Here is a 25,792-nt window from a genome sequence, read left to right as displayed (position 1 = left end):
GTTATGCAGCTTTCTTGGTGCTGAGCCCCAGACGGTCAACGTTTTTCTGGTAGATACCAGATGCAGACTTCTTCTGCTCATTGGTTAGCCGGGGGCCGAGCTGGCTGACTTCGGCGACAAGTGCTTTCATCTCAAACCCCGACTGAGCGAGATCCATCTTGAATAGGATATCGGCGAGTAGGTCTTCTGCTTCGAGATCCTTCGGCTCATCATCTTGTTCGCTTTGACCGCGTGCTCCCTCTGTGGAGTTAGCCGTTGGCTCATGCTCGGTGGTGACCACCTGCGCCTCTCCTTCGATCACTTGTCCCTTCTGTTGTTGGGCACGCCGTTCCGCTGCTCTGCGTGCGAGGTCAGCTTTCGCATCTGCACCACCTTGTGGGCCTTCACCTCGAGGTGTTACGTCGATCTCTTCCAGCTCATCGACCGAGTAGACCCCCAGGATAACGTCTGGCGTGTAGAGACGCGCCCACCGCTTCACACCTAAATAGGCAAGTTGCTGTTTTGGGTCATCCGCCCAAAGGGTGGAGTTCCGGGTTCGTGCCTGCTGTAACAGCAGCGTCACCTCGCGCGTCTGACCGCTGGCAAGATGCGCAATGACCTTAACTCCGCACCCTGCCTCATCCGCAAAGGTCCAGTCAGGTACGCGATACTCAACCGGTTTCCCATCCTTCTCTTTTCGGATGACCTTGAATTTGCCGATCACTCGTTCCCACGGCCCGAAAAACTCGTAGTCAAAGCGCCCCTTGATCGCACCAGAGTTGACCACCACGGCGTTGACTAACTGCGCCTCATAGCCAAGTGTGCCATTAACCAGGTGGGTTTTCTGGGCGACAGGGAAAGGGTTCATTCCCCATTGGATTGCCTGCAGGCAAATGGCGAAGCAGTCAGCCTGGTTGCCGCGTAAATGCTGGGGAACGGTTGTCTTACCGCTTGCCATCATTGTGGCCATCTTGTCGATACTCGCCATGAAGTCGACGTTCATCATCAGGCTGAGCATGTTGGCTTGGCCACGCTCATTGGCCAACACGGGGTTGGTTTCTTGGTGTGCTACTTGGTTGCTCATCATGCTGCCTCGCTACCAAAGAGATTGTCTGGGAGGGCGTCAAGCGGTTGTTCCACCTCTGGGACTTGAGTTGGAGAAAGACCACTTTCATCCTCATTGAGGGTGCTGCGCTCGGCATTGGCTTGGTATGTCGGGACTATGATTTCGCCCATACCATCATGACCTGGCCAGTAGTTGTCTTGGCTCCAGCGCACAACGTTTCGTACTGCCATATCGCGCAACTCAATTGCACGGCGCTGGTCATCTTGGCCGTAGTAGTAAACGCCGACCAAGATGGGTTTGAACACGTCCCGACCCAGGGGGCCGTCTTTCTCGACTGCGACAAATACAAAGCTCGGCTTGTGGCCAGTCAGGGTTTCATAGCCATCACAGTAGTGAGCGTCCTGTATGTGGTAGTTGTGGGCGCTGCCATCACGGGCGAAACCGCTGGGGCTGGCATTGCGTACAAACTTCAGATCAACCAGAACGTGATCGGGGCGCATCCAGTCTGGCCGGCACTTGAGCAGAGCTTTGGTTTCGGGGTGATGCCAGTAGAGGCTTGACTCAGCTACCCCTTCATCCAGCAGCACCGCAGCTTCAGGATGAGCCAAGACTGCCTCGCGATAACGCAGGGCGTGCTGATACTCATTGGCCGTCAATACCTCGCGGCCGCCAGCCTCTTGCATGAATTGCTCTTTGAGCTCTTCAAGGAGAACTGCGTCGGGGCTGAAGGTACGGATCCGCTCAGTCATTTCAGCCTTGGTGCCATTCAGAGGCAGAGGGGTGGGCAGGGCATGGATATGGGCCGCACGCTCTGCTTGCTGGATGCCCAGCAGGGCATAGTTCTCGAGCACCGCTTGATAGCCACCTGATGTTTTAATGGGCTTGGGCAGGCTGTCGTTGTGAGCTTTGATGCAGGCTTTGAGCGCGGTGGCTGTTCGTTTGTCATCTTCTCCCAGGGTTTGGAATGCTTCGGGCAACACTTCATAGGCTGCTTCGTATTCCCCCATGCTTTTGCCTGCGTCAATGGGCTTTGGCAGTTTGGCGTTGTGTTCCTCGATCGCCTGGATCAGTTCCTCGACTGCAGGCTTCTGCTCGAGGTCATCGTTGTAGGCCTGAATGATGGCCTTCATCTGTTCGGCACCACTTATGGCATCTTCTGGCCACTCAGGTTCAACAACGAATTCGCTATGGAAGTCCTCAAACTCCAGCACGACCTTGTGCAGGATCCGACCTTCACGTAGTGCTGCAGTGAGCTTCTGGTCGTTACCTTCTACTTGGTAGTAGTGATAGTGCTGGCCAGATACCAAAGCCCAATCCAAGCCGCTCTTAGATAAACCTGGCCCACCGTGGTAGGCCTCGCCGGGGATCCCGGGGTAAATGCCAGGGCCCGCAGGCTCGAACTTGGTAACAACAGCTTCGGCAATCTGGGTTTTCTGGTTGATGTTTTCCATGGTTGGTCCTCGTTTGTTAAATAGTGCGTCCATGGCAGCCAGCGCCTTATCCATAGCGTTCGCTTTAGCTGTGTCCATGCGAGCCCTGAATTCGGTGATGATGCGAAATTGACGTTGGTTGATGATGTGGAGCGGAATGGGTGGCCCAACGAGCACAGGCTTTGGAACGTCGCCTGACATCGGTTCAGGCTCTGGCCCTCGCTCGGAATAGCGATATTCGATGCCAAGGGACATGGCTAAGACTCCGTTGATCCATCTACTGGGAGTTGCTCCGCCACTTGGCCGGTCGTCAGCCAGATGAAGTGGCTAGAGAGCTCAGGGTGCTGTGCGATCAACAGCAAGGTGCCTCCGCCAATCTCCCGGTAGTTCAGCTCGTAGTTCTTGAGCGTGGTGGCTGGAATGCCCAGCATGTCGGCGAACTTCGGCCGGCTCAGCCCTAAGCGCTCCCGCAGTTGGCGCAGGCGTTTGCGGCATTCGTCATTGAGTTGGGGGATTGTCGGGTTGTTCAGTTCGGTATGCTTTTTCATGGTTGGGTCCTTTGGTGATTATCCGAAGGCGGCCACAGCTTCAACGCTATGGTGTTGCAAGCTCCACTGGAGCCGCCTTGGGATACCGGCTCGCAAGCCGGTGCCCTGTCACCTTCCTGCCCCACATTCCGGTTTGAACGGGTTAGCGGGGATCTGCCGGGCCAGCAGATTACGAGCGGTGACTGCCCAATCCTGGTTGTTAAAGAGCGAGCTCAGCCGAATTTGGCGTGAGCGAAGCCAAAGCATCCTTGCGGTGCTTGAGAAAGAGGCTTTGGCTACGGCGCTATCAGGGAAGCGCCAGGCCCGGATTCTGTGAGTGAGGCCTATGTGTAGGCTGCACCTGGGATGGGGTAATGCTGTTCAAGTTCATTCTCTTTGGGATCAACGTTGCAAAGCTCGCCTTCCCAAGATGCAATTTTTTCCAGACGGTTTAGTAATGTTGACTTGATCTCATTTAGGTCTGAAGCACCTTCGATTTTGTTTATAACCGCATTCAGGCCCATGAATACACGCTGTTTGGGAGTGTAAAACGCGATGAAAGAACGCCCATCTGTTGGCCCTGGTGACTGGATCACCGTCATGCCTGACTCGATCGATTGTGTTGTTTGCTCTGTCTTTGCCACCGGAACGTCCCCCTATGATTGTGAAGTCGTAAAGAACCCTAATAAGCCTGGAAATGTGGAGGTCGTTTGGAAAGATGGTGCTTGGTATTTCCATGACCCTGATGATTTCGGTGGCTATGCAGAGCGGTATTCACGCCTGGCTCCTTTTGTTTCGATATTGAAGTCCGGCCGTCGCTGAATCAGACGGCGTTGCGGTGGAACTCGGCGCGCCAGTGGAGGAGGGCGCAGTGCTTGGGTATGCCAGTGCGTTTCTGGGCAGCTCGGGCGGCAACGATGTGGTGTTGCTCGGCGGCCAACATCGCCAGGTGCAGACGCTGCTTAAGTGCACGACGGCGGCCGGCATTACCGTTGAACCGGTCCGCAATGCTGGTAATGATCTGGTCGGCGCGATGCGCGGCTCTGGAAAAAATGCTCTTGGTCATGGTACATTTGCTCCTGTTGACGAGTTGGTCCTCGTTAACTCCAGCCCGCTTTGGCGTGGTTGGGTCCTGTTGCTGGGGTTGGTCCCCTGGCGATATGACTAGGGGTGGTACCCTGGTCCTTCGAAGCCCGCCTTGTGCGGGCTTTGTCGTTCTTACGCGCTGGTCAGGCGCTGCCCTGGTGAAAGGGCTGGTCCTGCTGCTGGTGGTCTAAATTTTGTTGGAGCGACAGGGGTTGAACCTGTAACGCCCCCATCTCAATGAGGTGGCATGCTGCATGCCGTATCTCCAATGCTGCTGGTTACGTCTCCCGTCCGGGCTCTCATCTTTCGTGTTGCATTTCCCAAGGCTGGCCGCCTTCCTCGTTGCACTGGTTTTGGTTGCTCATCGGAATCGAAATTCTCAAGTGGTTGTCAATCAGGAACAAATCCATTGTTGCCAAAAGACAACTAGATGTCAATGGTGACTCCAAAAGGAAACTGTTTTTTTTAGGCAACAAAAAGCCCGCTCGAGGCGGGCTTGTTTTCAATGGGGGATGATTATCTGCGGACTTCTACGACCTTGCCGAGTGTTATCAGCTCTTTAGCTGTAAGACTGCCGACTCTTGGGTCATCAACGCCATATCTCCAGCAGTCCAAGCCCTTAATGGCTCGTAGCAGGCGGAACTGGTCACTGGATAGTATCTTTACCAGCATGATGTCGTTGTGCTCTGGGGTTGTGTCACCTAGATCAACAAGGCAGGTAACGCCATTGATGATGCCTGAATCTTTCAGCTGATCATCATCTGCCTCAAGGGCAAAAATGTGACCATCACGCTCTGTAGCCAGCGACTTTCCTGTGTTGGCATGCGGCCAGGCATCGCTTATATGGTCTCTTTGCAAGGCCGCCATGGTCCAGACCGGCACAAGTCCAGGTCCTGTCTCAATGTCACTGATCAAGCTATCTGCTGAGCGTCCCAAGAACAGCCACACCGGGTCTATCCTGAGTGCTTTTCCAATGGACATAAGGCTGCTGGCTCTTATCTCGCGCCCGGGCTCGTTCAGCATGCGACTGATAACCGCCTTGCTAACCCCACTCTTTCTGCTGAGATCGGCAGGGGTAACCCCCATCTCCTTCATCCGAGCCTCAAGGCGTTCAGCAAAATTCTTCATTACTTCACCAACGTTGCTTTCATGCACCAAGTCTAACGCGGTGCTGATTGTCAAAGGGTCACCGTTCATCTTGACTTTAATTTCCTTTTGGCAACAAAATGAGGTTCAAAACACCAACCATGAGGACCAAGCTATGCGCATTGAAGATGTCGAAAATTTTTTCGGCAATGCTGCCAAGGCCTGCGAAGCGATTGGTATTGACCGCTGCAACTTCTCCAAGTGGAAAAAGCAGAACAAGGGCATCGTGCCCGCCAACCATGCCGTTAGTTTTGTCATCGCCAGCCATGGTGAGCTGCGTCTTGGATTGGAGGATTACCCCCTGGACAAAGAGCTGCAACTGCCTACTCAACAGGCCGCCTGACCACCGGCTTTTATGACCACACCAAAAGGACCTGACCAATGGGACGACCAGCACTGCCTGATCACGCAAAAATGGACTCTATTTCTCCGCTACGACTACGCGGCAACCCAGCGCAACGCTGTGTATGGCAAGAAGTCGGGGCCGAATTTGGCATGACTGAGACCGCCTTCGCGCGTACCTCACTTCTGATCTTGCTCAATTCCATATCGAAACATGAACCCCTGATCTTGGCGAGAGCCGTCAAACGGGCCAATCGGAGCCTTATCGAGCAGGGGTTTCCACCTGTGACCGTCGAAGAGATCCTGAACGGTACTGGCCTTCCTGAGCGGGGATTGCTGATCTTTTTACCCTCTGACGAAATCACCTATGACGAGGAGCGCCCTAAGAAGCCGCTCCAAAAGCTCGTTGGCCTGATCAACTTCATTCTTGGGAGATAACAGCATGCCCATTTTTACCCGACCGCCACGTCCGGCATCAGAACGCGTCAACGAACGAGACAACATCGTGTTGAAAGCGGTTATGCATGAGCTGGCATTAGCGATTGATGAACCTTTGCTCTCAACGGCCCAGGCTGCAGGGACTGACCGGCAGGCTCTTCGCTTGGCGCGAGAGCTCCAGGCCCGCGCCGTTGAGCGTGAAGCGGGACAACCTAGCGCGTAACCAATCTGCCCGGCTCACCACCGGGCACTCTGACCGTCATAACAGGATCCAGACCATGACCAAACCAACTTGGCCAATGGGGTTTGCCCCATGCTGCATGCTTTTAAAAACGACACCGGTATTGAAGAACAGGCTTCCGAGAGTTTGGGGGGAGTGCAAGAATGAACATCAACTTTCTTGACCGTCCAATCGCCTTTCATCGCCCATTCGTAGCGATCACCGGTTCAGTCACCGCCGCTCTATTTCTATCGCAGGCCCTCTATTGGGCAAAGCGCTGCAAAGAGCATGAAGATGGCTGCTCATGGTTCTATAAGACCCAGGCGGACTGGGAGGAAGAGACGGGGCTGACTCGCTACGAACAGGAAGGGGCGCGTAAGGCGTTACGCAATCTTGGGGTGTTGAAAGAAAAGCGGGTAGGTTTACCAGCGCAGCTCTATTTCTGCATCGATCTGGTAGCACTCGAAGCTGTCATGAATGCATGTGATTTCATGCAACCTAGTATGCGGAAAACCAGCAAACAGGCTAGGGGAAAACCAGCAATCAGTAGTGCTGGAAACCAGCTATCTATTACAGAGATTACTACAGAGACTACTACAGAGATCCAAGATCCCCCTTTGGTCCCCCAGGGGAAAATGCGCCCTGAAAGCGAAACCACTCGGCGAGGTACCCGCTTGCCGAACGACTGGGGACTACCGGCAGAGTGGGGGAGATGGGCTATTCAGGAGACAGGACTCCCTAGAGAGCGGATCTTGATGGAGGCGGCTACGTTCGCAGATTACTGGCAAGCCTTGCCCGGAGCCAAAGCGGTGAAGCTGGATTGGGAGAAGACCTGGCGCAACTGGATTCGCCGGGCGGCCAGCTCGTTTCGAACCGCTGCCCAGCGCAAGCCATTGGCCAACATCCAGGCGGCCCAGCAGGCCGCACAAGCTCTGAGAGAGTCGGGGAGGGGGGACTATGACGACAGCACTCCGCTCTAACCAGGCAACCGCCCTGAGCGCTCCAGGGGACGCACTGCAGGTCAGTGCTCGCATGTCGGTATTCTTGGCCGAGGAGCTGCTGCCGCTGATGGCAGGGCTCTGGCCAGCCAGTTCAAACCAGCTGGACGGCAATGCCCGCGGCGTAGCGCTGGCTTGGGGGAGCCTGCTCAGGGGCTTCAATGCGCAGCAGATCCGGGAGGCGGTGCTACAGCTTGGGGAGGATGCCGATCGACAGTTTGCTCCGCGGCCGGCGGAGGTGCGAGCTGCCATCCTGCAGCGAAGCCCGGCTTTCCGGTATGCCCCGGCTGGCTGCCAGGTGTCGATGAGGGCGTGTGAGATGGAGGCCGTTGTGCGGGTGTTTCTCCGTGATCGATCAGTGCCTGCCGATGCTGTAGCCAGAGCGCTTGAGCAGGTACTAGCGGAGAAGCATCAAAGTTGTGTTGAGGTGACTCAGATGGAAACATGCTCAGAGACAGCGTAAAAATAGTCCCAGACAGGAAAGAGGGGGAAAGCTTCGGAGAGCTCTTGAAGAAGAGAGGATATATGCTGTTTAATTATATTTTTATATAATAGTAAGTCAAAGGCCGCGATAGCGGCCACTGATTATACTGTGAAAACTATCAGAATTTTTTGTCTTTGGTTATTGCTGTCATGACTAGTGTTGAAACATCACAGTTTGGGGTATTTATATAAATCACACCAGATTTGGATGCTTCAAAGTTTATGATGTTTTCATCAAGTGTTGTGCTACCTGCAATTCTATCAATTGAGGCTATTTCTTGTTTGGTATACTCGTTTAAATCTTTGATGGCGTCGTGCCTGGATGTTATCTCTATATTTGCAATAGAGTCCTTGTTGATTATTAATCCACTAGTCTTCACTTTTGTTATTTTGGTTAATGAAAAATGCTCTGAGATAGCTATGTTTTTTATGAAGTTTGATATGGATATTTCGATTGCGCTAATGCTTGACTGTGAATGAATTTCGCCACAGAAATTATTAATGAACTTTTTAATGTTTCTGGGCGGGTCAAAAACACACATAATAAATGAATTGTTTTCCAGCTTTTGTAACATGAATTTGAAATTGTTATAAACAGTTATTGTTTGTTCGTATGATTCACCTAAAGGGTCCATTAATTGTTGCTGGACAGTCTCCATTTCTATGTAAGTAGCAGATAGTTTTTCATTAGCCATATCGACATCTAAAAAGCCGAAAAGCAAACCGCTCTCATATCGACAACGTATTAAAATACTGTAAAGTGAATTTATTTCTAAGTTGGTTTTTAGCGTTAATAGTTTTAGACGTAAAGACATAACCACTCCTAAGACTTATCTATTGATATGATTGTGTCAGATGGGATTGTTGTTGGGTTATTAATTATTGAATATGCTGCATGTTCAATTAAACGGCATAGCTTCAAATCTTCTGATTTAGTTAGAGGAACAAAGTTTTTCGTGTGCTCCCCTTGGTTTCTGTATCTTTTCACACCTTTAGTTACATAAGAAAAACCAGAGCACTCCTCTTGATTATTAAATTGTGCCTCTAGTTCATATATATCATGATCATACGTTTTTTCTTTAATTCTCCATCGGATTTTACATATATAAAATCCCCTTTCATAAAGCTGTCTTAATTCCTCTGATTTTAATACACCTTCGCCCTTTAACGATGCTTTACTAATATGTACACCAATTTCAATGTCATCTCCATCTCCATCTCCATCTCCATCTCCATCTCCATCTCCATCTCCATCTCCATCTCCATCAAGTGTGGTTATGCTTGATGGTTTAGGATGGTATACATATGCATCCGTGACATCATCAAATTCATAACCATTGAGCTCTTTTAGCAATTTTATAAAAAAATTAGTTCTGGCAACTGCTGATGGAAGGTTTATTAATGTAACTTCGGAGATTGTTAAGGAGGGTGCTTCAGGCAGTAAGCTCTTTACATTAGTTTCAATTTTTTTCAGTAATGAAGTTTCATACTCTTCAAGTTGATCGTTATCAGGTCTTCTGATTGTTATTTTTCCATTGTCACATTCTAATTCTAACGTGGCTTCTTTATTTACAACTTGTCTAAAATCACTTTTAGTATAGTCAGTTGTGAGATATTTTATATTTATATAAATAGTATTGTCAATTTTCCTGACAGAACAATAGTCATCATGGGATTCAATCTCTTTCTTTAAGAGGTTTGCGGACTTGAGAATGTCATCTGGATTGATTTCTTGATGAATTATCTTAGACGTTACACGCTCTTTTCTAGCGTGCACACCAAGCTGCGCAGCTATTGTTTGATGGTCATAGTAGTCATGATAAAATCTCGAAAAGTATCTCGCAAGCTCTTTTCTTTCAGTTGTCCTAGATATTAAGATCCCTCTACTTAAAAATAACTCAGATAATTCACTCGAGGTTATTTTAGACTGACTCAATGCATCAGATATTGCCTTGTCAGTAACGCTATGTAGATTCTTCACTTAGTTACTCCCAGGATAATGCCTCAGATGAATAAAAACTCTTGACGGTAGGTACCAAAAATAGTTCGATATTATCTAAGTATTGTTTTGCATCTGAATCATAACCCCACTCATGTGCGTATTTTTCTACAGCGCGCTTATAATTTGATACAATAGTTGAGCTTCTATAGAATGATGCGATTCTAATTTTTATTTTATTCTTGAAATTTAAGATCTGATAGTTTGCTAATAGTTCAAATAGATACATGAACTCTAAATCTGTTTCGCCATTTCTATTGTAGTATACAATATAGCCCTCTGGGTTTTTCGACTCAACAGTCATTGTCTTAATATTGACTCCCATTACTTCATCATGCTTGATAATTAGGAATGGTGATGTTAATAGTTCAATAGTAGCTGGAAGGTGTTGCTCATTAACAAGTATCTTGTGGTATGTTAACTGAGGGTAGAAAAAACCATAGCCACCTTCACTAGGGAACTCACTCTTTGCAATTAAACTATCCATGTCAGACAGTAACGTCATTATATAATTAATAATACCAGGTTCAATAATGTGAATCTGCTGGTTTTCTTGGATATTAATTCGACTTGTGTTTATGGAGTTTGGTCTGCGAGCTTTACCGTCGGGTTTGGGGGGATTAAAGAAATGGTAAAAATTGTGTGTGAATTCATTATCGTGATTATAAATAAATAATAATCCTCTTATATCGTAACTACCGACTTCAGTTATGTACTTATTTTCCCAAAAATCACTATATCTTGCACAATCGATAGTGTTTGCAAGTGATATCAAAGCATCTTCTATTTTTTTTACTGTTATTGTTTTTTTAGAGTAACTTTTTAAATCTGTATTTAAGTAAATTATCTTATTAAGATATGGATCCTTATAGCAAAAAACGACGTCTACCGGGTGTGTATGTGTTTGTTCTTTATCTTTTGGTTTGTGTTCTGCTTCATTTACACAATGGAAGTCTTGATCTCCTGGTCCAACTCTTTTCCAAAGGAATCTATCGAATATTTCCTTTGATATGATTTTAGCTAGTTCTTCTATAGGTCCATTTTCAGCCATCACATAACCCTATTTATTCTATATAATATAAATTTATAGTTTCTTGATATTGCTACATATCACTTTCTATTTGCTCTGCTGTAAGAATTCGACTAGAGAGCCTCTCAATTACTGAAGAGTCAAAATGAATTTTTGCTTGGCGTAAATGTGCAATTAATTCATTTATTTCATTATCATTCTCTACAATTAAATACTTGATGTCATTAGGTTGAAAGTGTAATTTGTGATCGCTAATGAGGTGGTTGAATTGCTGTTTTTTCTGAGATGTATCTATTCTACTTTTAGCTATGAACGGAGGAATTCCCTTTTCAGTAATTGGAGGTACATATCGCCATTCTCGTTCGTCTGCAAACCTAAATCGATCTTCGCTTATATCATCTCTTTTCAGAGAGCCTTCATAGTTTTTTATATATCTATAAGCATCAAAAATCTTCATATTTACATCTGAAATTCCTTTGAAGTGATCATTCTCGGTGAGCTTGTTAAGCTTCTTGTAAATACTGTTTAATGCATTGTTGAAGTTGTCTGTAAATGGGCAATGTTTATTGATGTACATAACAGGATTTAACCCTTGTCGATTTGCCCAGTCCTTTGTTAAACCAATCCCATATCTTCCGTACTTGCTCATGTGAAATTTCAATTCTGACAGTCTCAGATCACAAAAAGATACCATTGGCACAGCGAACTCACGAACTGTATTTTTCCCCTCGATCTTTTCTCGCGCATAAGAAATATTGAAAGTTGAGTTCAAAATATTGAAAAGCGCCGTTTTATCTTGTGTGAAGTGAAATAGAATGTCAGGGTATAAACTCTTATTATTCATATTTTAAAGCCTGTCAAGAATGCTAATTAGACTATTGGTGGCATATGAGATAGATAAGGGAGGGGGGTATCACCAAAAAAAGAGGATTTTCTACACCAAAATTTATATTTCTTGAGCTGCTTTATAGATAGAAGACAGGCAAGCTACCGCCCTTAGGTTACAGTTCCCATATCCTGCTTTTGACCAGTGTTCAGATGACAGTTCCTTGTCATGGGTAGGCCTTGCGTGGAGCTTGGATACCTTAGGGGAATCGTAACTCATATGGTTCCGATTGTTGAGCAAAATGAGCACTGAATCAGGAGGGGATCACAGATTTTGTATGGTGGGCCTGAGGCATGGTGGACCGGTGTTGCGGAGGAATGTAGCTCTGAACGCGAACTTCATACTCGCTTCACTCTGACATGTGAGTCTGCCCTCTCTTCAAATACCACTAGAGGTCATTGTGATGGTACGGATTGGCGCGGTGTTCATGGTGCTAGGGCTTGCATGCTACATGGCATTCAACATGATCGGTTCCACAGTCGATGAAGCCGGTGTGCTGCATGAGGCGTTTGGCCTGCTACCTATAGGCTTCGGCCTACTTCTCATCGGTGTGTTGGTTGTGCTCTTTGGCTGGCTCAGGACATGCATCAGGCGTCGCCGGGCTGGAGTGGGGGGATAATCCGTCCAAACTATTGCACCAGGTTGCGACTGAAGAGGTGCTATGTGACGAGGGGTTTCCGACTCAGGAAGGGGGCAAAAAGGTAAGGGGAAGACACCGGTCTGGGGCCGGTGTCAGATAATAACTAGATCTATATACTCAGTAAATTTTATGTTGATGTGTCATGAATACTATTATCTATCATTCGGAATAGTTTAATGTGTTAAGTCAATTCTTCTTTTGTCGTTTCTGACCAAGGATGACCACAGCTTGAACACCGATAGTCATTTCGTATCTTTGCAAAAGTTGTAGTTACATGCCGGTCAGCGTACGTATCTTTCCCGACTTTTTCACGAACTTTTTTAGAGCCTACCCATCTGTCAATCTCCTCGGACCCTTCATATGAGTATTCATAATCTTGGCAACGTGGACAGCGACGACGAACAAATACATTCCAGAATGCGAAGATGAACCAAACTATTGAAATCGCATAAAACCACATTTCCCAATTTTGGAAAGTCTTTATTTGAAGAAAATTGACTCCATTTGTTGTTGCAATATAATATCTGATTAATGCAGATATTATAATAGCTATGAAGCCAAAATTATAAAACTTACTCATTTTTCGTCCTCATTAAAGTTATTGGCAATGTGGCTTATGGGAGCAATGTATACTCGATAGTTCATTGTCATATATTGTCTTTCAGTTTTCATGTGCTTTAGTCTGTAGACTTTTTGCTTCTTCCTCGGAGTTACAGTCCCCAGTTTGCTGCTTTTGACCTGTCATCAGATGACAGGTCCTTGTCATGGGTAGGCCTTACATGGAACTTGTCTACCTAGTTTGGAGTGTATCCCAAATGGTTCTGTTTGTTGAGCGAAATGAGAGGTAAGTCAGGAGGGGATCACAGATTCTGTGGGGTTGCTGTAGGGGAGGAGGTAGGTTGTGGAGCAGGGAACTAGTTCCTGCTCCAGGGGGTATCAATCACACATGACAGGGTCAGCCCTGAAAATCTCATCACGATGATCGGCGAGGAACTCAGCCTGTTTGGGGTTGAACGGGCCGACGTTCAGAGGTAGCTCAACGCCCCACTGCTGCAGGGCCTGCTCGATGCTGGGCTCGGCACACAGCAGGTCACCAGAGTCAGTGAAGGTAATCCAGCCCCGGTCGAACAGCTTGTCGATGTGAGGGGAGAGTAGAAGGCCGTTGTGTCCATCAAGGCGCTCGGCGTTGTTATCACACTTTGACCAGGGCTTGATGTGGCTGGCAATGAGCAGGGCCTTGTTGGTAACGCCGGTGACTCGGCAGGCGGGCTCTATCTGCTCGAGCCGACTACGGAAGAGGCCCTGGCCACGGCGAGCTTTGGTGAGTTGCAGCTTCTCTGTGTTCTCAAGGGCCGAGGCCTTGATGACCGCCTCAATGGCATCGCCTTCCAGTTCTGCCTGGTGCTGCTCAATGGTATCAGCAAAGAAAGGATTCACGTCATTGGCCAACGACAGCACCAGGTTGCCGAGCTCGTCGCTGATGCTGGCAAGGTAGCATCCCTGGTTACCGTTCCCAGTGACCTGCAAAGGCGAATTCTTCGAGGGGAGCAGGGGAGCAATCAACACCAGGTGGTCCTTCGGACGGATTGGCTTTGCGAGCACCTCCCAGTTGATGAGAACCTCCCAGCCAGCATCAGACCAAGCATCGCCGGCGCTACCAAACTCAGAGGGTTTGGATTTCTCACTGCAAGGTGCTGAAACCAGACCAATGGCTTTGATAAGCCCGCCAGCGTAGGAGATAACAATGTCTCCCGGCCGGGTCAGCGTGAGGTTAATATAGGTCTGATTCTTCGAGCCGTTGCGGTTCGCCTTGGGCGACCAGATGTAGCCGCCCCCGACTTCCGCACTGTACGTTTGCTTATGGTTTACCCACCAGAATGCCACTGTGAATTCCCCCTAGAGACTGATAAAAATGACTCTTGTATGATGCTAATTAATTTACAGATGGAGATACATGCGTATTTTTATTTGTATAACATAAATTTATTTCCGTTCTTACGTTGAAATCTTGGGGCCGTGTTTGACCAAAATGATGGATGCGTTGTTTTCTCTATTCTATAAGAAGGAGAGTAAACATTGTTAATGACACTCATGACCATTCCTGCTAAGTCAATGCTGCCATACATCTCTATTACATTTTGATAAGTATTGTTATGATGTATTTTGTAGCCAATTTCATTTTCTATTAATTTTAAAAAATGCATTTCAAAAGTGTTTCTTTTGCCCTGCTGAAAAGCACTTTCACCATTATTTATATAGAAATCTCCAACTGTACAAGCGTTAATGGTCAGAATAGGCTCTATGTTACTCAGTCTATTTATCAATATGCTTATTTTTGTTGGCCAGTCAGCGATGAAGTTTTTCGTTCTATGAAGTTTAGTATCCACTCCCAAAGAGCATTGCTCTTGTATTGCATTTATAACAATGACTGGATAGCGTCCTGTTTCTAGGGTGATATTTTCTTGTTTAAGTAGTTCTAATAAATGGTTCATGATATTTTGGCCGGTTGCACCATTTACTGGTCTTGAATTTACTGGCACACCACTTGTAAAGTCAATTATATTAATGTTGTTAAACTCTTCAATGTGAGGGCTTTCTGTAACTATAACTACAGGCGCGCTGTATTTATCTTTATGTAAATGATAAGAGTCTAAACCAACAAAGTGTGTATTATAGTTGAAAGTCCTTCTTATCCTCCAAGTAGTTTTACTAACTTCCAAGACGGCTATTACTTCATCATTGCAACTATTCACTATTATTCCCCGCTTCAACTGTTGGATTGCCTGAAGGCTGAAGATTCATTTTGAGGTTGCCAGCTCGACAGGATTAAACTTTCGTTTGTATATTATACGCATAACCCCAAATGGAGCTCAATGTGGTTTGCGCACCTACGGTATTTATATGGAGTCAAAAATACATTTGTTTGTTATGTAGCTTCATGGCTGCATGCTGCTGCGTGACATTGCTCGAACTTTGGCCGTAACATGGTCATGCCGGACCTAGACCACCCGGCTGTGTATGACCAAAAGGACCCAGACCATGACCAAACCACATACCCGAGATCTATCTGCAGTACGCCCACGCGGCTGTGCCGGCATCCACAGCATCAAGTCTATCCCCCCTCAGTTCAGCTCCGAGAAGCTGGTAGGGGAAGGCGTAGCTTGAGCGCCTATCCCAAGTATTTCCTCCGCAGTCCTGAAATCCGGTCCCGAGCTTGCCAGTTGGTCGCTGGCCTGCCGGTTGACCAGGACAAGCCGCTGGTTATCGAAATTAAGGAAATGACCCGGAGCCTGGCTCAAAACGCCCTGTTCTGGGCAGTCATGACTGACATCGCCGAGCAGGTGAACTGGCACGGCCGCAAGCTCGCCAAGGAGGATTGGAAGCACGTTTTCAGCGCGGCCCTTTACCAGCAGGACGTGGTACCGAACATCGATGGTACCGGCTTCGTGGTGCTGGGTAAGTCCACTTCCAAGATGACCGTGCGCGAGATGCGCGACCTCATCGAGTTGGCCCAGGCCTTCGGTGCTCAGCAAGGCGTGAAGTTCGGGGATGAATCCCGCCGCGGCTTCGACTGGGTGGCCGCCTACGGGAGGGCTGCATGAGCAAGACCAAGGCTGATAAGCAGTGGTTGGACGATGTGAGCTCTCTGTGCTGCATTGCTTGCCGGAATGCAGGCCTGGGGTCGAGCCTCGCGGAAATTCACCATGTGCGCTCTGGCGTCGGGATGGCGCAGCGCGCCGCTCACACCCGGGTGTTGCCTCTTTGCCCGCGGCATCATCGGGCTTGCTATCCCACAGGCTTCCATGCCGCACCCAAGAGCTGGCAGCAGGAGCACGGTAGCGAGGAGACCCTGCTTGCCCAGGTGGACAGAGAGATCATCGTACTGCGCAAGAACACCATCGGGAGGGCGGCATGATCCATCTTTCCGCCCTCGATGCTGCCCGTCTGCTGGGTAACAGCCCCAAGGTCAAGAATGCTGCCGGCCAAGTACGCAAGGCCCAACAAGTCACCAGCCTGCACGACAAGGTGCAGGCCCAGCTTGTCGGCTTCCCTGACCCGGTTACAGAGCTGCTGTTCCACCCCAAGCGCAAGTGGCGGTTCGACTATGCCTGGGAGGAGCAGATGATCGCCCTCGAGATCCATGGCGGGATCCACTCCGGCGGCCGGCACACCCGGGGGAGGGGGTTCGTAGAGGACCGGGCCAAGATGAACGAGGCCGCCCTGCTTGGGTGGACTGTATTGGAGGTTACCCCCGAGCACATTAAGACCAGCCAGCTGCGTGCCTGGCTGCTGAAAGCATTTGACCAGACCAATAACCAACCAAGGACCCGACCATGAACTTGACCACCACAACTAACACCTCGCTGACCATGACTAGCATCGAGATTGCTGAGCTCGTGGGGAAACGTCATGACAATGTCATGCGCGACATCCGGGCTATGTTGTTTGAGCTCCACGGAGCTGGGGGTGACCTCAGATTTGAGGTGACCCACCAGAACAAACAAAGCGAGAAGCCCTACGAGATCAATGGCTGGACTCGTCTTGCTTTCTCTCCAACGATCACCGGCAAAGGGCAGCAATGGTTGACCCACAAGCTTCTCGCTGCCGGCCACCTGCAAGCTCACGCTGCCTAGCCATCCTGAGGAGGACTGATTATGAGTAAGTCATTGGAAATGGCGTTGCGCCTTTTCTCACCTAAGGGGGCGCTCCATGAGCCATCACTCGGTAACGTCAGCAATCTGGGGCGTGACGAGTTTCTCGGTGCCCTGCAAGTGGCCGCCAAGAACAATCCTCAGGGGTATCAGTATCTGATGGCCGATCACCTGTTGGACATGGAGGCTTCTCAGGGGTTGCTGGCTCATTTCAACGAGACCCTGGGTAGTAGCGAGGTTGCGAGCATGGCTATGGCTATCCTGCTGCGCCGCCCGCTGCCAGAGCAGTTGGATAGACTGGTGCTGTCTCACCCGCACTATGACAAAGAGCGCCGCCGGGCCGCCGTGGTAATGGAGAAGGCCAAGCGGGCGCACCGTGCTGGGAATGACCATGAGTACCAGCGCCTGCGGGATGAGCGGAACGGGATCCTGGGCCTTGCCCGTGATAACTGTGTGGCGGAGATGATGCAGTCTGGGCGGTGCCCACACTGCAATGGGACAGGGCTGCGCCCGCGCAAGGCGGATGAGTGCCCGAAGTGCCACGGTACCGGGCGAGTGGTTCCTGATGCTGAGCTGGTGTCTCTCCGGTTCGGTGTGCAGATGGGGCAGTCAGTGGAGCATGCGGTGGATGAGGTGATTCATCAGGCGTCAGATCTGGCTAGGGTGATGGACCGGCAGGTGAGGGAGATGCGGGTTGCTTGAGTAAATGGTTGAAGCAATGCTATTCATTGTTGTGGCGTCACAACGCAGCTCGGTGAGGGGGAAATGGATAGTAGGCTGAAACCAATGGCTTTACAGGTCGCCGGATGGGGTTTGCTCTATGGCGACTTTTTCGATCTGCATTCAATCTCCGGTCTGCTTGGCGTATCGGATAGGGTAGCCGGCGAAGTATTGATCTACCTCCGCCGTCTTTGCTACGTGGATACAGTTGCCGAGACCAGGAGCTGCAAACGAGAGCCGGGCAAGCGAAGCCCCCGTAGGGTTTTCATCAAGGTGATAGCCATTCACCTTGAGCCGCTTCCTGAATTACAGTCCTTCAGGCTAAATGTGTTGCGGTCGAAGCTGGCCCGCCTTTCTAAGGCTATGCCTTCGCCGCGGGGAGCTCGCTGATGCTTGCTGTGTAGAGCGGGCTGAGCTTCTCTCACGTCATCATCTATTCCGTAGTGTCCCGGCCCCGGGTTGCAAAGTAGACCTTCCCCAGCCGTCCCTGATTAATCCTGTCGATCACCTGCATCAGCGCCTCGCTGCACGGGGATTGCTGTTCTGCGGCTAACAGGTCGCCCTGCTGCATGAATGTATAATGGCGAAATGGCGATGCCCATAATGAAGAGCATCTTGGATCGATAGGCTCCTTGCCCTGGTGCTGATGGGGTGGGCCCCGACTATGCTGGCGACACAGACTGTCACTTAGGAACTGACGGTGTCTGCAATAGACTCAAGTTGACGACTGTTAATGTGGCACAATTGAGGCTTTATTTGATCGTGTGGGCATAGGGATGAATAAGAAACTAGCGGTTTGCTTAGGTGCATTTCTGGCGTCGTGGCTGAATATCAGTCATGCCGATGAGGGCTTGGGGAAAGCCAAGGAGCTGATTGAAACGGGACAAGAACAGAATGATATCGCTCTATTACGAGAGGCCGTCGCCTTACTCGAACCAGCAGTGAAAAGGGGGGACACCAGCGCGCAGTTTGAGCTCGGTAGATTGTATGCCGATGGGCGTTATGACACTCGCAACGGGCCGGAAGCGCTCTCGTTGCTCACCGCAGCGGCTGAACACGGTAATGCAGATGCTCAGCTCTATCTTGGGCAAACCTATTCAGGGATTTCTCAAGGGATCATTGAGGTTGAGCGTGATAGTGGGGTCGGGCTGAAGTGGTATGAAAAATCAGCTGCCCAAGGCAACCAGCATGCCCAGTATGTATTGGGAGTCGAATACTCGAATGATTACGAACCCATTCATAACGATGAGACCGCTCTAAAGTGGTATCTCCGTTCGGCTGAGCAAGGATACGTGTACTCTCAAGAAGCTTTAGGCAAAGTTTATCTATTTGGTCGTCTAGGACAGAAGATAGATAGAAACAAAGCAGAACATTATTTGAAACTTGCTGCAGCCCAGGGTTCACAGGACGCGGAAGGAAAACTGAGGGTGTTACGTTGTTTGGATGGTGCAGGTCCCGATGGTGACATTAAAGCCTTAATGCCATTATGTGAAAATGAGGATGCAGATCGAGGGATCGAACTGTGGATCGGAATGAATTGTCCTGCGGCTGAGATTGATAGCTCTGTATCCGTCGATACCTGTTTAAATAAGAAGCCAAAAGAGGACCCAGAAGCTAATTTTATTCGCGCGTTTGTTTTTGCATTTGGCTACGGGCGTCCTGTAGACTTGGCTGCATCACATGCCTGCTTCTCATTGGCTGAATCTATACCAGGTGAGGAAGGGGAGCTTGCAACGACATATCGGCAAGCCATAGAGAAAGCTATATCCCCAACAAGGCTGTCAAAAGCCAAGTAATGGTTCAAGAAATACGCCTCAACTGGTCTTCGAGTCTGTGGGATGGGGGGCTGGGGAGATGTATGGCTTTCTTGGTGTCATATATTGACGTACGTATAGATGTTCCAATCAATTACTGAGCTCACTTCTAGATTAGGAAATGAAAATGGATGAATTTATCAAAGTATTCTTGAATCAACGTAGCCTACGCGCTGCTTTGCGTGAGCTGAGTTTTGAACAGCTCACAGAAGCAAAGGAGAAGCTGGACATGCTTTTCAAAGAGCGTGAGGAAGCAGAACTGAAGGTCATGGAAGAGCAGAAAGAGCGCCAAGCTAAACTGGCCGAGTTCCAAGCTATGCTGCAACAAGCTGGAATTGATCCAAGTGAACTGCTGGGTAATGGAGAAAGCAAAGGCGCCAAAGAATCAGCTGCTAAACGTACTCGTGCTCCCCGTCCAGCCAAGTACAAGTACACCGAAGATGGTGTTGAAAAAACATGGACTGGCCAGGGTCGTATGCCAAAGGCCATCGCTAAGGCAGTAGAAGGCGGTACCGCACTTGAGAGCTTCCTGATTTGATCCATTCCGTCTGAAGGCCAAGACTCATTCCTTGGCCTTTATATTTTATTGTGCGTCACACTATGTCATAGACAAGCGGTCTGGATGCTTCAAAAGTGAGCACCTTTCTTGTATGGTGATTTCCATTTGAGGCAGGAGATACCTAATGTCCAAGCATGCAGCCAAGGTCGGTAACATTGGCACTGACCATGATGGCTTTTACCCCACGCCCATCACTGCAGGTTCACCTGACGTTTTCATCGATGGTATCCCTGCTGCCAGGGTGGGAGATCCCCTCGCGCCGCATGACAAGCCGAACCACCCGCCACACCCTCGTAAGATAGCGTCAGGTTCATCAACTGTGCTCGTTAATGGTAAGCCACTTGCTATGACGGGTAGTGCCGTTGACTGTGGTGGGGTGATCATCGGTGCGGGAACGGTGATTGTTGGGGACATTGCTCCTCCTGTTACTACCCCATTAAACATCGCGGGTTTGTTTGATGAGCACTTTTGTATCATGGATAGCGGGACAGGCACTCCGTTTAAACATCTAGCCTATGGTATGACGTCTTCAACAGGAATGATTGAAGGTGTTGTAGATGCAAGTGGTAAGACTTCAAAAGTGAGAGGTAAAGCTGAAGAAGATTTAACCCTCGATTATGTATTCCAGATAAAGGTAGGACTTCGTTAATGACGGTCGCCAACACAAAGTTGTCACCCAGTGATAATACCAAAGGCCAAGAAGTAAAGGTTGATATATTTCATATTGATCAAATTCCCGATGCAATGGAAAACATGGGTTGGAAGATAGCCCCTCAGCTTATGCGTCATTGGTTTAGTTTAAAACCATCATACAAATTTACAGAAGATACAAAAAGAGTGCTACTGCGTAGTGATGCGAGAACGATCCCAAATGATCGATTCAATGACACAATAGTTAAAATGGAATGGGCTCGACCATTCATTAAGGACAAATTGCAGGAGCGAATGAAAAATTGGAACTCTCCTGCTGGTATCGCTGAACTACGCAATAGATTGAAATCTGCAGGGCATTCTCCAAATATGTGTGTACCATTAGGCATGAGCGATAGTGCTAGGGTGTTAGATGCCACAGCACATGTGAATACGATTAGTGTTGGTGGTCTATTAGATACCATTGATGACTGGTATGGTGCTATTGGGAATGCGAACTTGAAATATGCAGTGAGTGGTTACTCTGGAACTCATCAAAATCGGTCTGCTTTTTTTGTTGATCGAGTAGGTGTATATATAAAAGATACGTATGACTTTGTGGATGGTAATAGGGTTGCATCTGAGCCATTGGGCGTGTGGAGTAAAGACCGCGTACTTACTAAGGCAGAAAGCTCGGCGTACTTATCTTCTTACGGTGCAGGTCTTTTCGGGATCTTAGCACGTAAATGGAGTGGGTTTGTCCCTGTGTATAATAGTGATTTTAGAGAGTGGCAAGATAAACATAATGCGGGAGGTGACTTCATTGTTTTCTCCGATGTGCTTTGGTTACACCCGCTCCCTCATCAGAGAATTATATATTTATGAAGATCTTAGCTAAACTGATGGCGATGCTTTTTTTAGCATATTGGCTACTGCTTGCACATGTCTCGTTGACCTTTTCAGACAAGAGTGCTCCCATTAGTGAGGTCTCGAAAGATGGTCAGTACAAGGTCTTCTTGAAAGACATGTCTCCAATAAACCCAATAGGGCTGTATTGTCTGCTAACTACAGAGTCGCCAATATACTTTGCCTTATATAATGCCAATGGAGATTATATAGGGCAATCATCCCCCTTTACATGTTATGGGAAGTGGAATGATGTCCCTTTCCGATTCCCAGGGGAGGAGTTTACAACTGATAAAAATAGCTTTGTCGTTTTTGATGACGAGTATAATGGCGAGTTGAATATAAGCACGGTAAATAAAAGGTGGTGGAGTGTCTTGCTTTCACCATTCTATTAAAAGAGCAGTAAGATCCTAGATGTAATGGAGGGGTGACATTATGAGGTGAGCGCGATGCTTGTCTGATAATGGTATATAGTATGCGAACTTGGTGGAGAGTGATTTTTGATAAATTGATAGGGAAAAAGGGAGTATCTAGCCCTCTGGACATGGAATCAATCTTCAAGGGTTCTGGTGCCACTGCAGTGCAGGCTCAGGCGTACCGTGGGTACCCAGCCTCCCTGCCACTAGATGATGGAGTAGAGGCTTACCTAGTGCGCTTCTTGGTATCCGAAGGCTGCATAGAGAGGCTGACACTAGCACTTTCTCAGATAGGATATCTGGTGAGTCCTGGGCTGAATACGCAGGTCATAGAGCGATCAGATGATCCTTTGGATAGGAAGATGGTGCTATTCCTGCATCCTTCCTTTGCTGGAACGGTAGTCTCGTTTGCCAGTGATGACCTCGATGTGCTTGAAACGCTCCAGCAGACCAAGTTAGAGCCTCCTCTCCCCGCAGATTCATTCCCATGGATTGATCCCGAAGGCTTGGGATCACTGCAGGGCGACGTGGAATACTGGTGGATGCATCTTTGGCTGCCATTCTGGGTGTCATTGAACCAAGAAGAGCAATTAGCCTTGGATCTTGAACCCGAATGGCGTGAGTTCATAGCGATTCATCATCCCTCTGCTCCCTCGTCATCCGCTGGTTGAATCCCCGCCGCGCCAGCGTTAGTATTGCTTAAAGATGGCCAGAGTCCCCGTGACCCTGGCCGTTTTCATTTCTGGCCCGCCTCGTGCGGGCTTTGTCGTTTCTGGAGGGGAGGGTGCATGGCCAAAGAGGAAGGGTTCGCGACGGCTGCCGCAGCTGCAGGGGTGGCCAAGACGGTTCCGCCTGTCGTCGTGTCAGGTATGACATTGGCAGGGTACTCGCTTAATGACTGGGTTCTGGCCGCCACACTGACGTGGATTGCGGTTCAGATGGGGTGGTTCTTGTGGCAAAACATCATTCGGCCTCGGTGTCGGTTGGACGGTGAGTGATGAGCAAGGCCCGCATTGCGATCGCAGTTCTCACGCTGAGCGCCGCCGGCTTTGTGGGGATCTTGAATCGAGAGGGGTATGAGCCAGTGGCTTACCCCGACCCGGTACACGGCACCAAGCTTCCCACCATCGGTTTCGGGAGCACAGAAGGGGTTAGGATGGGCGACACCATAACACCAGTCGCCGCGGTGAATCGGAGCCTGCGGGAGGTGCGGATGTTCGAGGATTCCCTCAAGGCCTGCATCCAGGCTCCCCTCCATCAGTATGAGTTCGATGCCTATGTCGAGCTCTCCCACAACATCGGCCCTGGGGCCTTCTGCCGCTCCACCATCGTGAAGCGCCTGAACGTTGGTGACTATCCCGGGGCATGTGAGGCAATCCTGCTGTTCAAGAGAGCCGGTAATCAAGACTGCTCCGCGCCGGGTAACCGGGTATGTCCTGGGCTCTGGAAAGACCGGCTGCGCCTCAATGCCAAGTGCAAGGGGGAGTGATGGACCTGTTTCCACAAAGCAGAGCCTTGCCATTCCTGGCCGGCGCATTACTCATTGCAGGGATGGTCGGTGGAGGAATTGCTCTCTACCAGTCAGGTCACTCAGAAGGTGAGGACGGGGAGCGCAAGACCTGGCAAGCGAAGTGGGATGCTGAGACATCTCGCCTCGCCACTGTCAGGACCAAGGCAGAGCAGGAAGCCAGGACGGAAGAGAAACGCCGGCAGGCTGAAATTGATGAGGTGAGAGACAATGCACAGGAAAAAATCGACCAGGCACAAGCTGATGCCACTGCTGCTGGTATTGAGTCTGGCCGGTTGCACGAGCAAGCCCGCCGCTTGGCAGCCCGAGCAAGTCAGTGCGCCAGCTATTCCGGCACTGCCCAAGGAGGCCAGGCAGCCGGACAACCTGCAGTGGTGCTCGCCGACCTGCTCAGCCGGGCTGATGAAAGAGCGGGTGAGCTGGCAGCAGCGTATGACAGAGCTCGAGTATCAGGACTAGCCTGCGAACGAGCCTATGACTCCCTACGCACCGCGCCCATGAAACCCCGCCCATAACGGCGGGGTTTGTCTTTCTGTGGATGAGGAGAAGGAAATGCAGATGAACTGGCGTGGAAACGGTATCGATGTAACTGGGGTAATCGCCAGCGTAGAACATTACGACGGAGGTCAGGCCCTGGTTGTTCTTTCCTCCGGTGTTTCCGTTGTGGTTCTGGCTACTCATGAGCCGGCACCTGGTGACACCATCGTTGAAGGCGAGCTATCTCTCTAAATGGCAAAGACCGACTGGGCAGAGCTCAATGCAGAATTCCTGCTGGAGCATGAAGCGACCGGCATCAGTGCGAAAGACTGGTGCGATAGCCGAGGCCTTAACTACAACTCGGCGCGTCGCTATTTGAAATCTCGTGGGCAATCCCCTGCGCAACCCGATAAATCTCGCGTAGCTGCGCAAACTGCGCATCCCGAAGTGCGCAAAACTGCGCAATCTGCGCAAAGTGCGCAAGCAAAGAGGAATGAAGCCAAGGGCAGAGGGGGAGAGAGGAGAGGGGGAAGGTCATCGACATCACTGCAAACTTCGGCTGACTCCAGTCAGAACTCCGACTACAACGGCCGAGACCAGAAGGGGCGCTTCATTGAGGGCAATGCCGGCAACCCCAACCCGCCATCGAACATCAAGCCTGGCATGCAGCTGACCAAGACCCATGGCGGTTACGCCCAGTTCCTCGATGCTGATGAGCTGTTCGACCAAGCCGAAGCGCTACAGCTTAGGGATGAGCTGCTATTCACCCGGGCGCGAGTACTCTCTGTCACCAAAACCATGAAGTCCCTACAGCAAGATCTGGTTGAGGCAAAAGAGGTGACCGACCGGATCGCGCTTTATGACAAGATTTTGCGCGCTGAGCAGGCCCTCGACCGTAACATCCAGCGCATTGAGTCGATCGAGCGCACCTTGAGTGCCCTGCGCATCGATGAGGTGAGCGCCCCGAAGATTGAGGCCGACACCAAGCGCATTCAGGCCGCGACCCGCAAGCTTACCGCCGAGGCTGACCTTCTCGAAAAGGATGGCGGCAGTGATACCACCCCAGTGAGCGAGATGCTCTCGGAGCTCCACGGAATGGGGACTGGCGGACTCATGGCACGGTAGTTAGAATAATTAATTTTTAGGGAGGTACTCCGTGGAGTCCGCGTCTTCAAACGTAGAAGAAAGCTATAGAAAAAACCTAATGATTGTTGCTACCATCATCTCAATATACTCTATCGCAGGAGGTGGCTTCGATTCAGAATTAGCGATTGCAGGCGCTAAACTTAAGTTTAGTAACCCACAGTACTTAGAATATGCATCCATCGTTGTACTTTTGTTTTTTTTGTGGAGACATTGGTTAGTTAGTGTCGAACTGCGAGATGAGTTTAATGATCATGTCAATCGTCAGGTCCCCATCCCTAACTCCATTGTTCGGTCAATAGAAAAACTTGCCTACGGTGAGGATGTAAAACCATTTGATATAATTTCAGGTCAGCATTGGAATACTTTTCCTGAAATAGAAAGCGCATCATTTACAGAGATGTGTTTTTCACACTTTACGTATTCTCTTGCCCATGTGGATGACGAAGGTCGAAACAGGACTTATACGTATAAGTTCAGTTTTAAAAGTAATCCCAATAAGTTTTTGTTAGTGAATTATTTATATCGCAAATCCTGGTTGAAAGGTGTATTGCTAAACACCTGTTTTGGTGACGCTATACTCCCATCAATAATTGCACTTGTTGCGATAGCAACATACGCCATTAACTTTATAACAAGATAACCCGCTTCGGCGGGTTTTTTATTGCCTGAGATCC

The 25,792-nt window shown here is 49.4% G+C and carries 33 protein-coding genes; 20 read left to right on the top strand and 13 right to left on the bottom strand.

Annotation, left to right across the window (positions count from 1 at the left end):
* Nucleotide 1: 1 nt before the first annotated feature.
* The 6 genes from AACQ95_RS06040 to AACQ95_RS06015 all read right to left on the bottom strand — a co-directional run bounded on the left by AACQ95_RS06040 (nt 2) and on the right by AACQ95_RS06015 (nt 5,285).
* Nucleotides 2-1,066: a RecT family recombinase gene (locus AACQ95_RS06040; protein WP_241278054.1), complete on the bottom strand. Its 1,065-nt coding sequence runs from the start codon at nt 1,064-1,066 to the stop codon at nt 2-4.
* Entirely contained in the window at nt 1,063-2,730 is a 1,668-nt protein-coding gene (locus AACQ95_RS06035) for a PD-(D/E)XK nuclease-like domain-containing protein (RefSeq protein ID WP_241278053.1), read from the bottom strand. The genes AACQ95_RS06040 and AACQ95_RS06035 overlap by 4 nt, the downstream gene beginning before the upstream one ends.
* Before the next feature lie 2 nt (nt 2,731-2,732).
* On the bottom strand, nt 2,733-3,023 hold the full coding sequence (locus AACQ95_RS06030; protein ID WP_241278052.1) for a helix-turn-helix domain-containing protein: 291 nt from the start codon (nt 3,021-3,023) through the stop codon (nt 2,733-2,735).
* A 323-nt stretch (nt 3,024-3,346) separates the two neighbouring features.
* Nucleotides 3,347-3,646: a hypothetical protein gene (locus tag AACQ95_RS06025; RefSeq protein WP_241278051.1), complete on the bottom strand. Its 300-nt coding sequence runs from the start codon at nt 3,644-3,646 to the stop codon at nt 3,347-3,349.
* 179 nt (nt 3,647-3,825) lie between these two features.
* Nucleotides 3,826-4,068, bottom strand: coding sequence for a hypothetical protein (locus AACQ95_RS06020; RefSeq protein ID WP_241278050.1), 243 nt, complete (start codon nt 4,066-4,068; stop codon nt 3,826-3,828).
* 536 nt (nt 4,069-4,604) lie between these two features.
* Complete coding sequence (locus AACQ95_RS06015) at nt 4,605-5,285, bottom strand: helix-turn-helix domain-containing protein (RefSeq protein WP_241278049.1); 681 nt, start codon at nt 5,283-5,285, stop codon at nt 4,605-4,607.
* A gap of 64 nt (nt 5,286-5,349) precedes the next feature.
* Here AACQ95_RS06015 and AACQ95_RS06010 point away from each other — a divergent pair, with 64 nt between their 5' ends.
* From AACQ95_RS06010 to AACQ95_RS06000, 3 genes are all read left to right on the top strand, one after another.
* Nucleotides 5,350-5,577: a hypothetical protein gene (locus AACQ95_RS06010; RefSeq protein ID WP_241278048.1), complete on the top strand. Its 228-nt coding sequence runs from the start codon at nt 5,350-5,352 to the stop codon at nt 5,575-5,577.
* Between the two features lie 38 nt (nt 5,578-5,615).
* The gene (locus AACQ95_RS06005; protein WP_241278047.1) at nt 5,616-6,014 is read left to right on the top strand and encodes a hypothetical protein; all 399 of its coding nucleotides are present in this window, start codon (nt 5,616-5,618) and stop codon (nt 6,012-6,014) included.
* 384 nt (nt 6,015-6,398) lie between these two features.
* Nucleotides 6,399-7,214: a helix-turn-helix domain-containing protein gene (locus tag AACQ95_RS06000; protein WP_241278046.1), complete on the top strand. Its 816-nt coding sequence runs from the start codon at nt 6,399-6,401 to the stop codon at nt 7,212-7,214.
* Between the two features lie 620 nt (nt 7,215-7,834).
* Here AACQ95_RS06000 and AACQ95_RS05995 read toward each other — a convergent pair.
* Genes AACQ95_RS05995 through AACQ95_RS05980 form a run of 4 tightly spaced genes read right to left on the bottom strand, consistent with a single transcriptional unit; the run spans nt 7,835 to nt 11,588 of the window.
* A complete protein-coding gene (locus tag AACQ95_RS05995; protein WP_241278045.1) occupies nt 7,835-8,530 on the bottom strand; it encodes a hypothetical protein in 696 nt (231 codons plus the stop codon).
* 8 nt (nt 8,531-8,538) lie between these two features.
* The gene (locus AACQ95_RS05990; RefSeq protein WP_241278044.1) at nt 8,539-9,696 is read right to left on the bottom strand and encodes a hypothetical protein; all 1,158 of its coding nucleotides are present in this window, start codon (nt 9,694-9,696) and stop codon (nt 8,539-8,541) included.
* Between the two features lie 4 nt (nt 9,697-9,700).
* Nucleotides 9,701-10,765, bottom strand: coding sequence for a hypothetical protein (locus AACQ95_RS05985; RefSeq protein ID WP_241278043.1), 1,065 nt, complete (start codon nt 10,763-10,765; stop codon nt 9,701-9,703).
* A gap of 52 nt (nt 10,766-10,817) precedes the next feature.
* A complete protein-coding gene (locus AACQ95_RS05980) occupies nt 10,818-11,588 on the bottom strand; it encodes an abortive infection system antitoxin AbiGi family protein (RefSeq protein ID WP_241278042.1) in 771 nt (256 codons plus the stop codon).
* A 445-nt stretch (nt 11,589-12,033) separates the two neighbouring features.
* Between AACQ95_RS05980 and AACQ95_RS05975 the strand changes: the two genes are divergently transcribed.
* Nucleotides 12,034-12,249: a DUF3955 domain-containing protein gene (locus AACQ95_RS05975; protein ID WP_339357886.1), complete on the top strand. Its 216-nt coding sequence runs from the start codon at nt 12,034-12,036 to the stop codon at nt 12,247-12,249.
* Nucleotides 12,250-12,451: 202 nt separating this feature from the next.
* Here AACQ95_RS05975 and AACQ95_RS05970 read toward each other — a convergent pair whose 3' ends face one another.
* The 3 genes from AACQ95_RS05970 to AACQ95_RS05960 all read right to left on the bottom strand — a co-directional run bounded on the left by AACQ95_RS05970 (nt 12,452) and on the right by AACQ95_RS05960 (nt 15,023).
* A complete protein-coding gene (locus AACQ95_RS05970; RefSeq protein WP_241278041.1) occupies nt 12,452-12,850 on the bottom strand; it encodes a hypothetical protein in 399 nt (132 codons plus the stop codon).
* Nucleotides 12,851-13,206: 356 nt separating this feature from the next.
* Nucleotides 13,207-14,154 (bottom strand): HNH endonuclease, encoded by a 948-nt coding sequence (locus AACQ95_RS05965; RefSeq protein WP_241278040.1) that lies wholly within the window; start codon nt 14,152-14,154, stop codon nt 13,207-13,209.
* 80 nt (nt 14,155-14,234) lie between these two features.
* Nucleotides 14,235-15,023: a hypothetical protein gene (locus AACQ95_RS05960; RefSeq protein WP_241278039.1), complete on the bottom strand. Its 789-nt coding sequence runs from the start codon at nt 15,021-15,023 to the stop codon at nt 14,235-14,237.
* 408 nt (nt 15,024-15,431) lie between these two features.
* Here AACQ95_RS05960 and AACQ95_RS05955 point away from each other — a divergent pair, with 408 nt between their 5' ends.
* The 16 genes from AACQ95_RS05955 (at nt 15,432) to AACQ95_RS05885 (ending at nt 25,758) form a co-directional block, all read left to right on the top strand.
* Nucleotides 15,432-15,872 carry a recombination protein NinB gene (locus AACQ95_RS05955; protein ID WP_241278038.1) on the top strand — a complete coding sequence of 147 codons (441 nt, stop codon included), beginning with the start codon at nt 15,432-15,434 and terminating at the stop codon, nt 15,870-15,872.
* A complete protein-coding gene (locus tag AACQ95_RS05950; RefSeq protein ID WP_241278037.1) occupies nt 15,869-16,186 on the top strand; it encodes a Ref family recombination enhancement nuclease in 318 nt (105 codons plus the stop codon). Before AACQ95_RS05955 ends, AACQ95_RS05950 begins: the two co-directional genes overlap by 4 nt.
* Complete coding sequence (locus AACQ95_RS05945) at nt 16,183-16,608, top strand: hypothetical protein (RefSeq protein WP_241278036.1); 426 nt, start codon at nt 16,183-16,185, stop codon at nt 16,606-16,608. Before AACQ95_RS05950 ends, AACQ95_RS05945 begins: the two co-directional genes overlap by 4 nt.
* Nucleotides 16,605-16,904, top strand: coding sequence for a Rha family transcriptional regulator (locus AACQ95_RS05940; RefSeq protein WP_241278035.1), 300 nt, complete (start codon nt 16,605-16,607; stop codon nt 16,902-16,904). Before AACQ95_RS05945 ends, AACQ95_RS05940 begins: the two co-directional genes overlap by 4 nt.
* Nucleotides 16,905-16,925: 21 nt before the next feature.
* A complete protein-coding gene (locus tag AACQ95_RS05935) occupies nt 16,926-17,624 on the top strand; it encodes a TIGR02642 family protein (RefSeq protein WP_241278034.1) in 699 nt (232 codons plus the stop codon).
* Between the two features lie 794 nt (nt 17,625-18,418).
* On the top strand, nt 18,419-19,438 hold the full coding sequence (locus tag AACQ95_RS05930; RefSeq protein WP_241278033.1) for a tetratricopeptide repeat protein: 1,020 nt from the start codon (nt 18,419-18,421) through the stop codon (nt 19,436-19,438).
* 145 nt (nt 19,439-19,583) lie between these two features.
* Nucleotides 19,584-19,994 (top strand): H-NS family histone-like protein, encoded by a 411-nt coding sequence (locus AACQ95_RS05925; RefSeq protein WP_241278032.1) that lies wholly within the window; start codon nt 19,584-19,586, stop codon nt 19,992-19,994.
* A 145-nt stretch (nt 19,995-20,139) separates the two neighbouring features.
* The gene (locus tag AACQ95_RS05920) at nt 20,140-20,664 is read left to right on the top strand and encodes a type VI secretion system PAAR protein (protein WP_241278031.1); all 525 of its coding nucleotides are present in this window, start codon (nt 20,140-20,142) and stop codon (nt 20,662-20,664) included.
* Nucleotides 20,664-21,530 carry a DUF6402 family protein gene (locus tag AACQ95_RS05915; protein WP_241278030.1) on the top strand — a complete coding sequence of 289 codons (867 nt, stop codon included), beginning with the start codon at nt 20,664-20,666 and terminating at the stop codon, nt 21,528-21,530. The genes AACQ95_RS05920 and AACQ95_RS05915 overlap by 1 nt, the downstream gene beginning before the upstream one ends.
* Nucleotides 21,527-21,946, top strand: coding sequence for a DUF6201 family protein (locus tag AACQ95_RS22600; RefSeq protein WP_445290527.1), 420 nt, complete (start codon nt 21,527-21,529; stop codon nt 21,944-21,946). The genes AACQ95_RS05915 and AACQ95_RS22600 overlap by 4 nt, the downstream gene beginning before the upstream one ends.
* Nucleotides 21,947-22,329: 383 nt before the next feature.
* Nucleotides 22,330-22,638, top strand: coding sequence for a hypothetical protein (locus AACQ95_RS05910; RefSeq protein ID WP_241278029.1), 309 nt, complete (start codon nt 22,330-22,332; stop codon nt 22,636-22,638).
* Between the two features lie 326 nt (nt 22,639-22,964).
* Nucleotides 22,965-23,456 (top strand): lysozyme, encoded by a 492-nt coding sequence (locus AACQ95_RS05905; RefSeq protein ID WP_277604267.1) that lies wholly within the window; start codon nt 22,965-22,967, stop codon nt 23,454-23,456.
* Entirely contained in the window at nt 23,399-24,010 is a 612-nt protein-coding gene (locus tag AACQ95_RS05900) for a DUF2514 domain-containing protein (protein WP_339357885.1), read from the top strand. The genes AACQ95_RS05905 and AACQ95_RS05900 overlap by 58 nt, the downstream gene beginning before the upstream one ends.
* Nucleotides 24,011-24,053: 43 nt before the next feature.
* Nucleotides 24,054-24,224, top strand: coding sequence for a hypothetical protein (locus AACQ95_RS05895; RefSeq protein WP_241278027.1), 171 nt, complete (start codon nt 24,054-24,056; stop codon nt 24,222-24,224).
* Nucleotides 24,225-25,097 carry a terminase gene (locus AACQ95_RS05890; RefSeq protein ID WP_241278026.1) on the top strand — a complete coding sequence of 291 codons (873 nt, stop codon included), beginning with the start codon at nt 24,225-24,227 and terminating at the stop codon, nt 25,095-25,097.
* Nucleotides 25,098-25,176: 79 nt separating this feature from the next.
* Complete coding sequence (locus AACQ95_RS05885) at nt 25,177-25,758, top strand: hypothetical protein (RefSeq protein ID WP_241278025.1); 582 nt, start codon at nt 25,177-25,179, stop codon at nt 25,756-25,758.
* The last annotated feature ends 34 nt before the right edge of the window (nt 25,759-25,792 follow it).

Source organism: Aeromonas sp. MR19 (assembly GCF_963899305.1).
GTDB lineage: Bacteria > Pseudomonadota > Gammaproteobacteria > Enterobacterales > Aeromonadaceae > Aeromonas > Aeromonas bestiarum.
The sequence above is the reverse complement of the archived record's forward strand: the minus strand, read 5'-3'. Positions and strand labels throughout refer to the sequence as shown.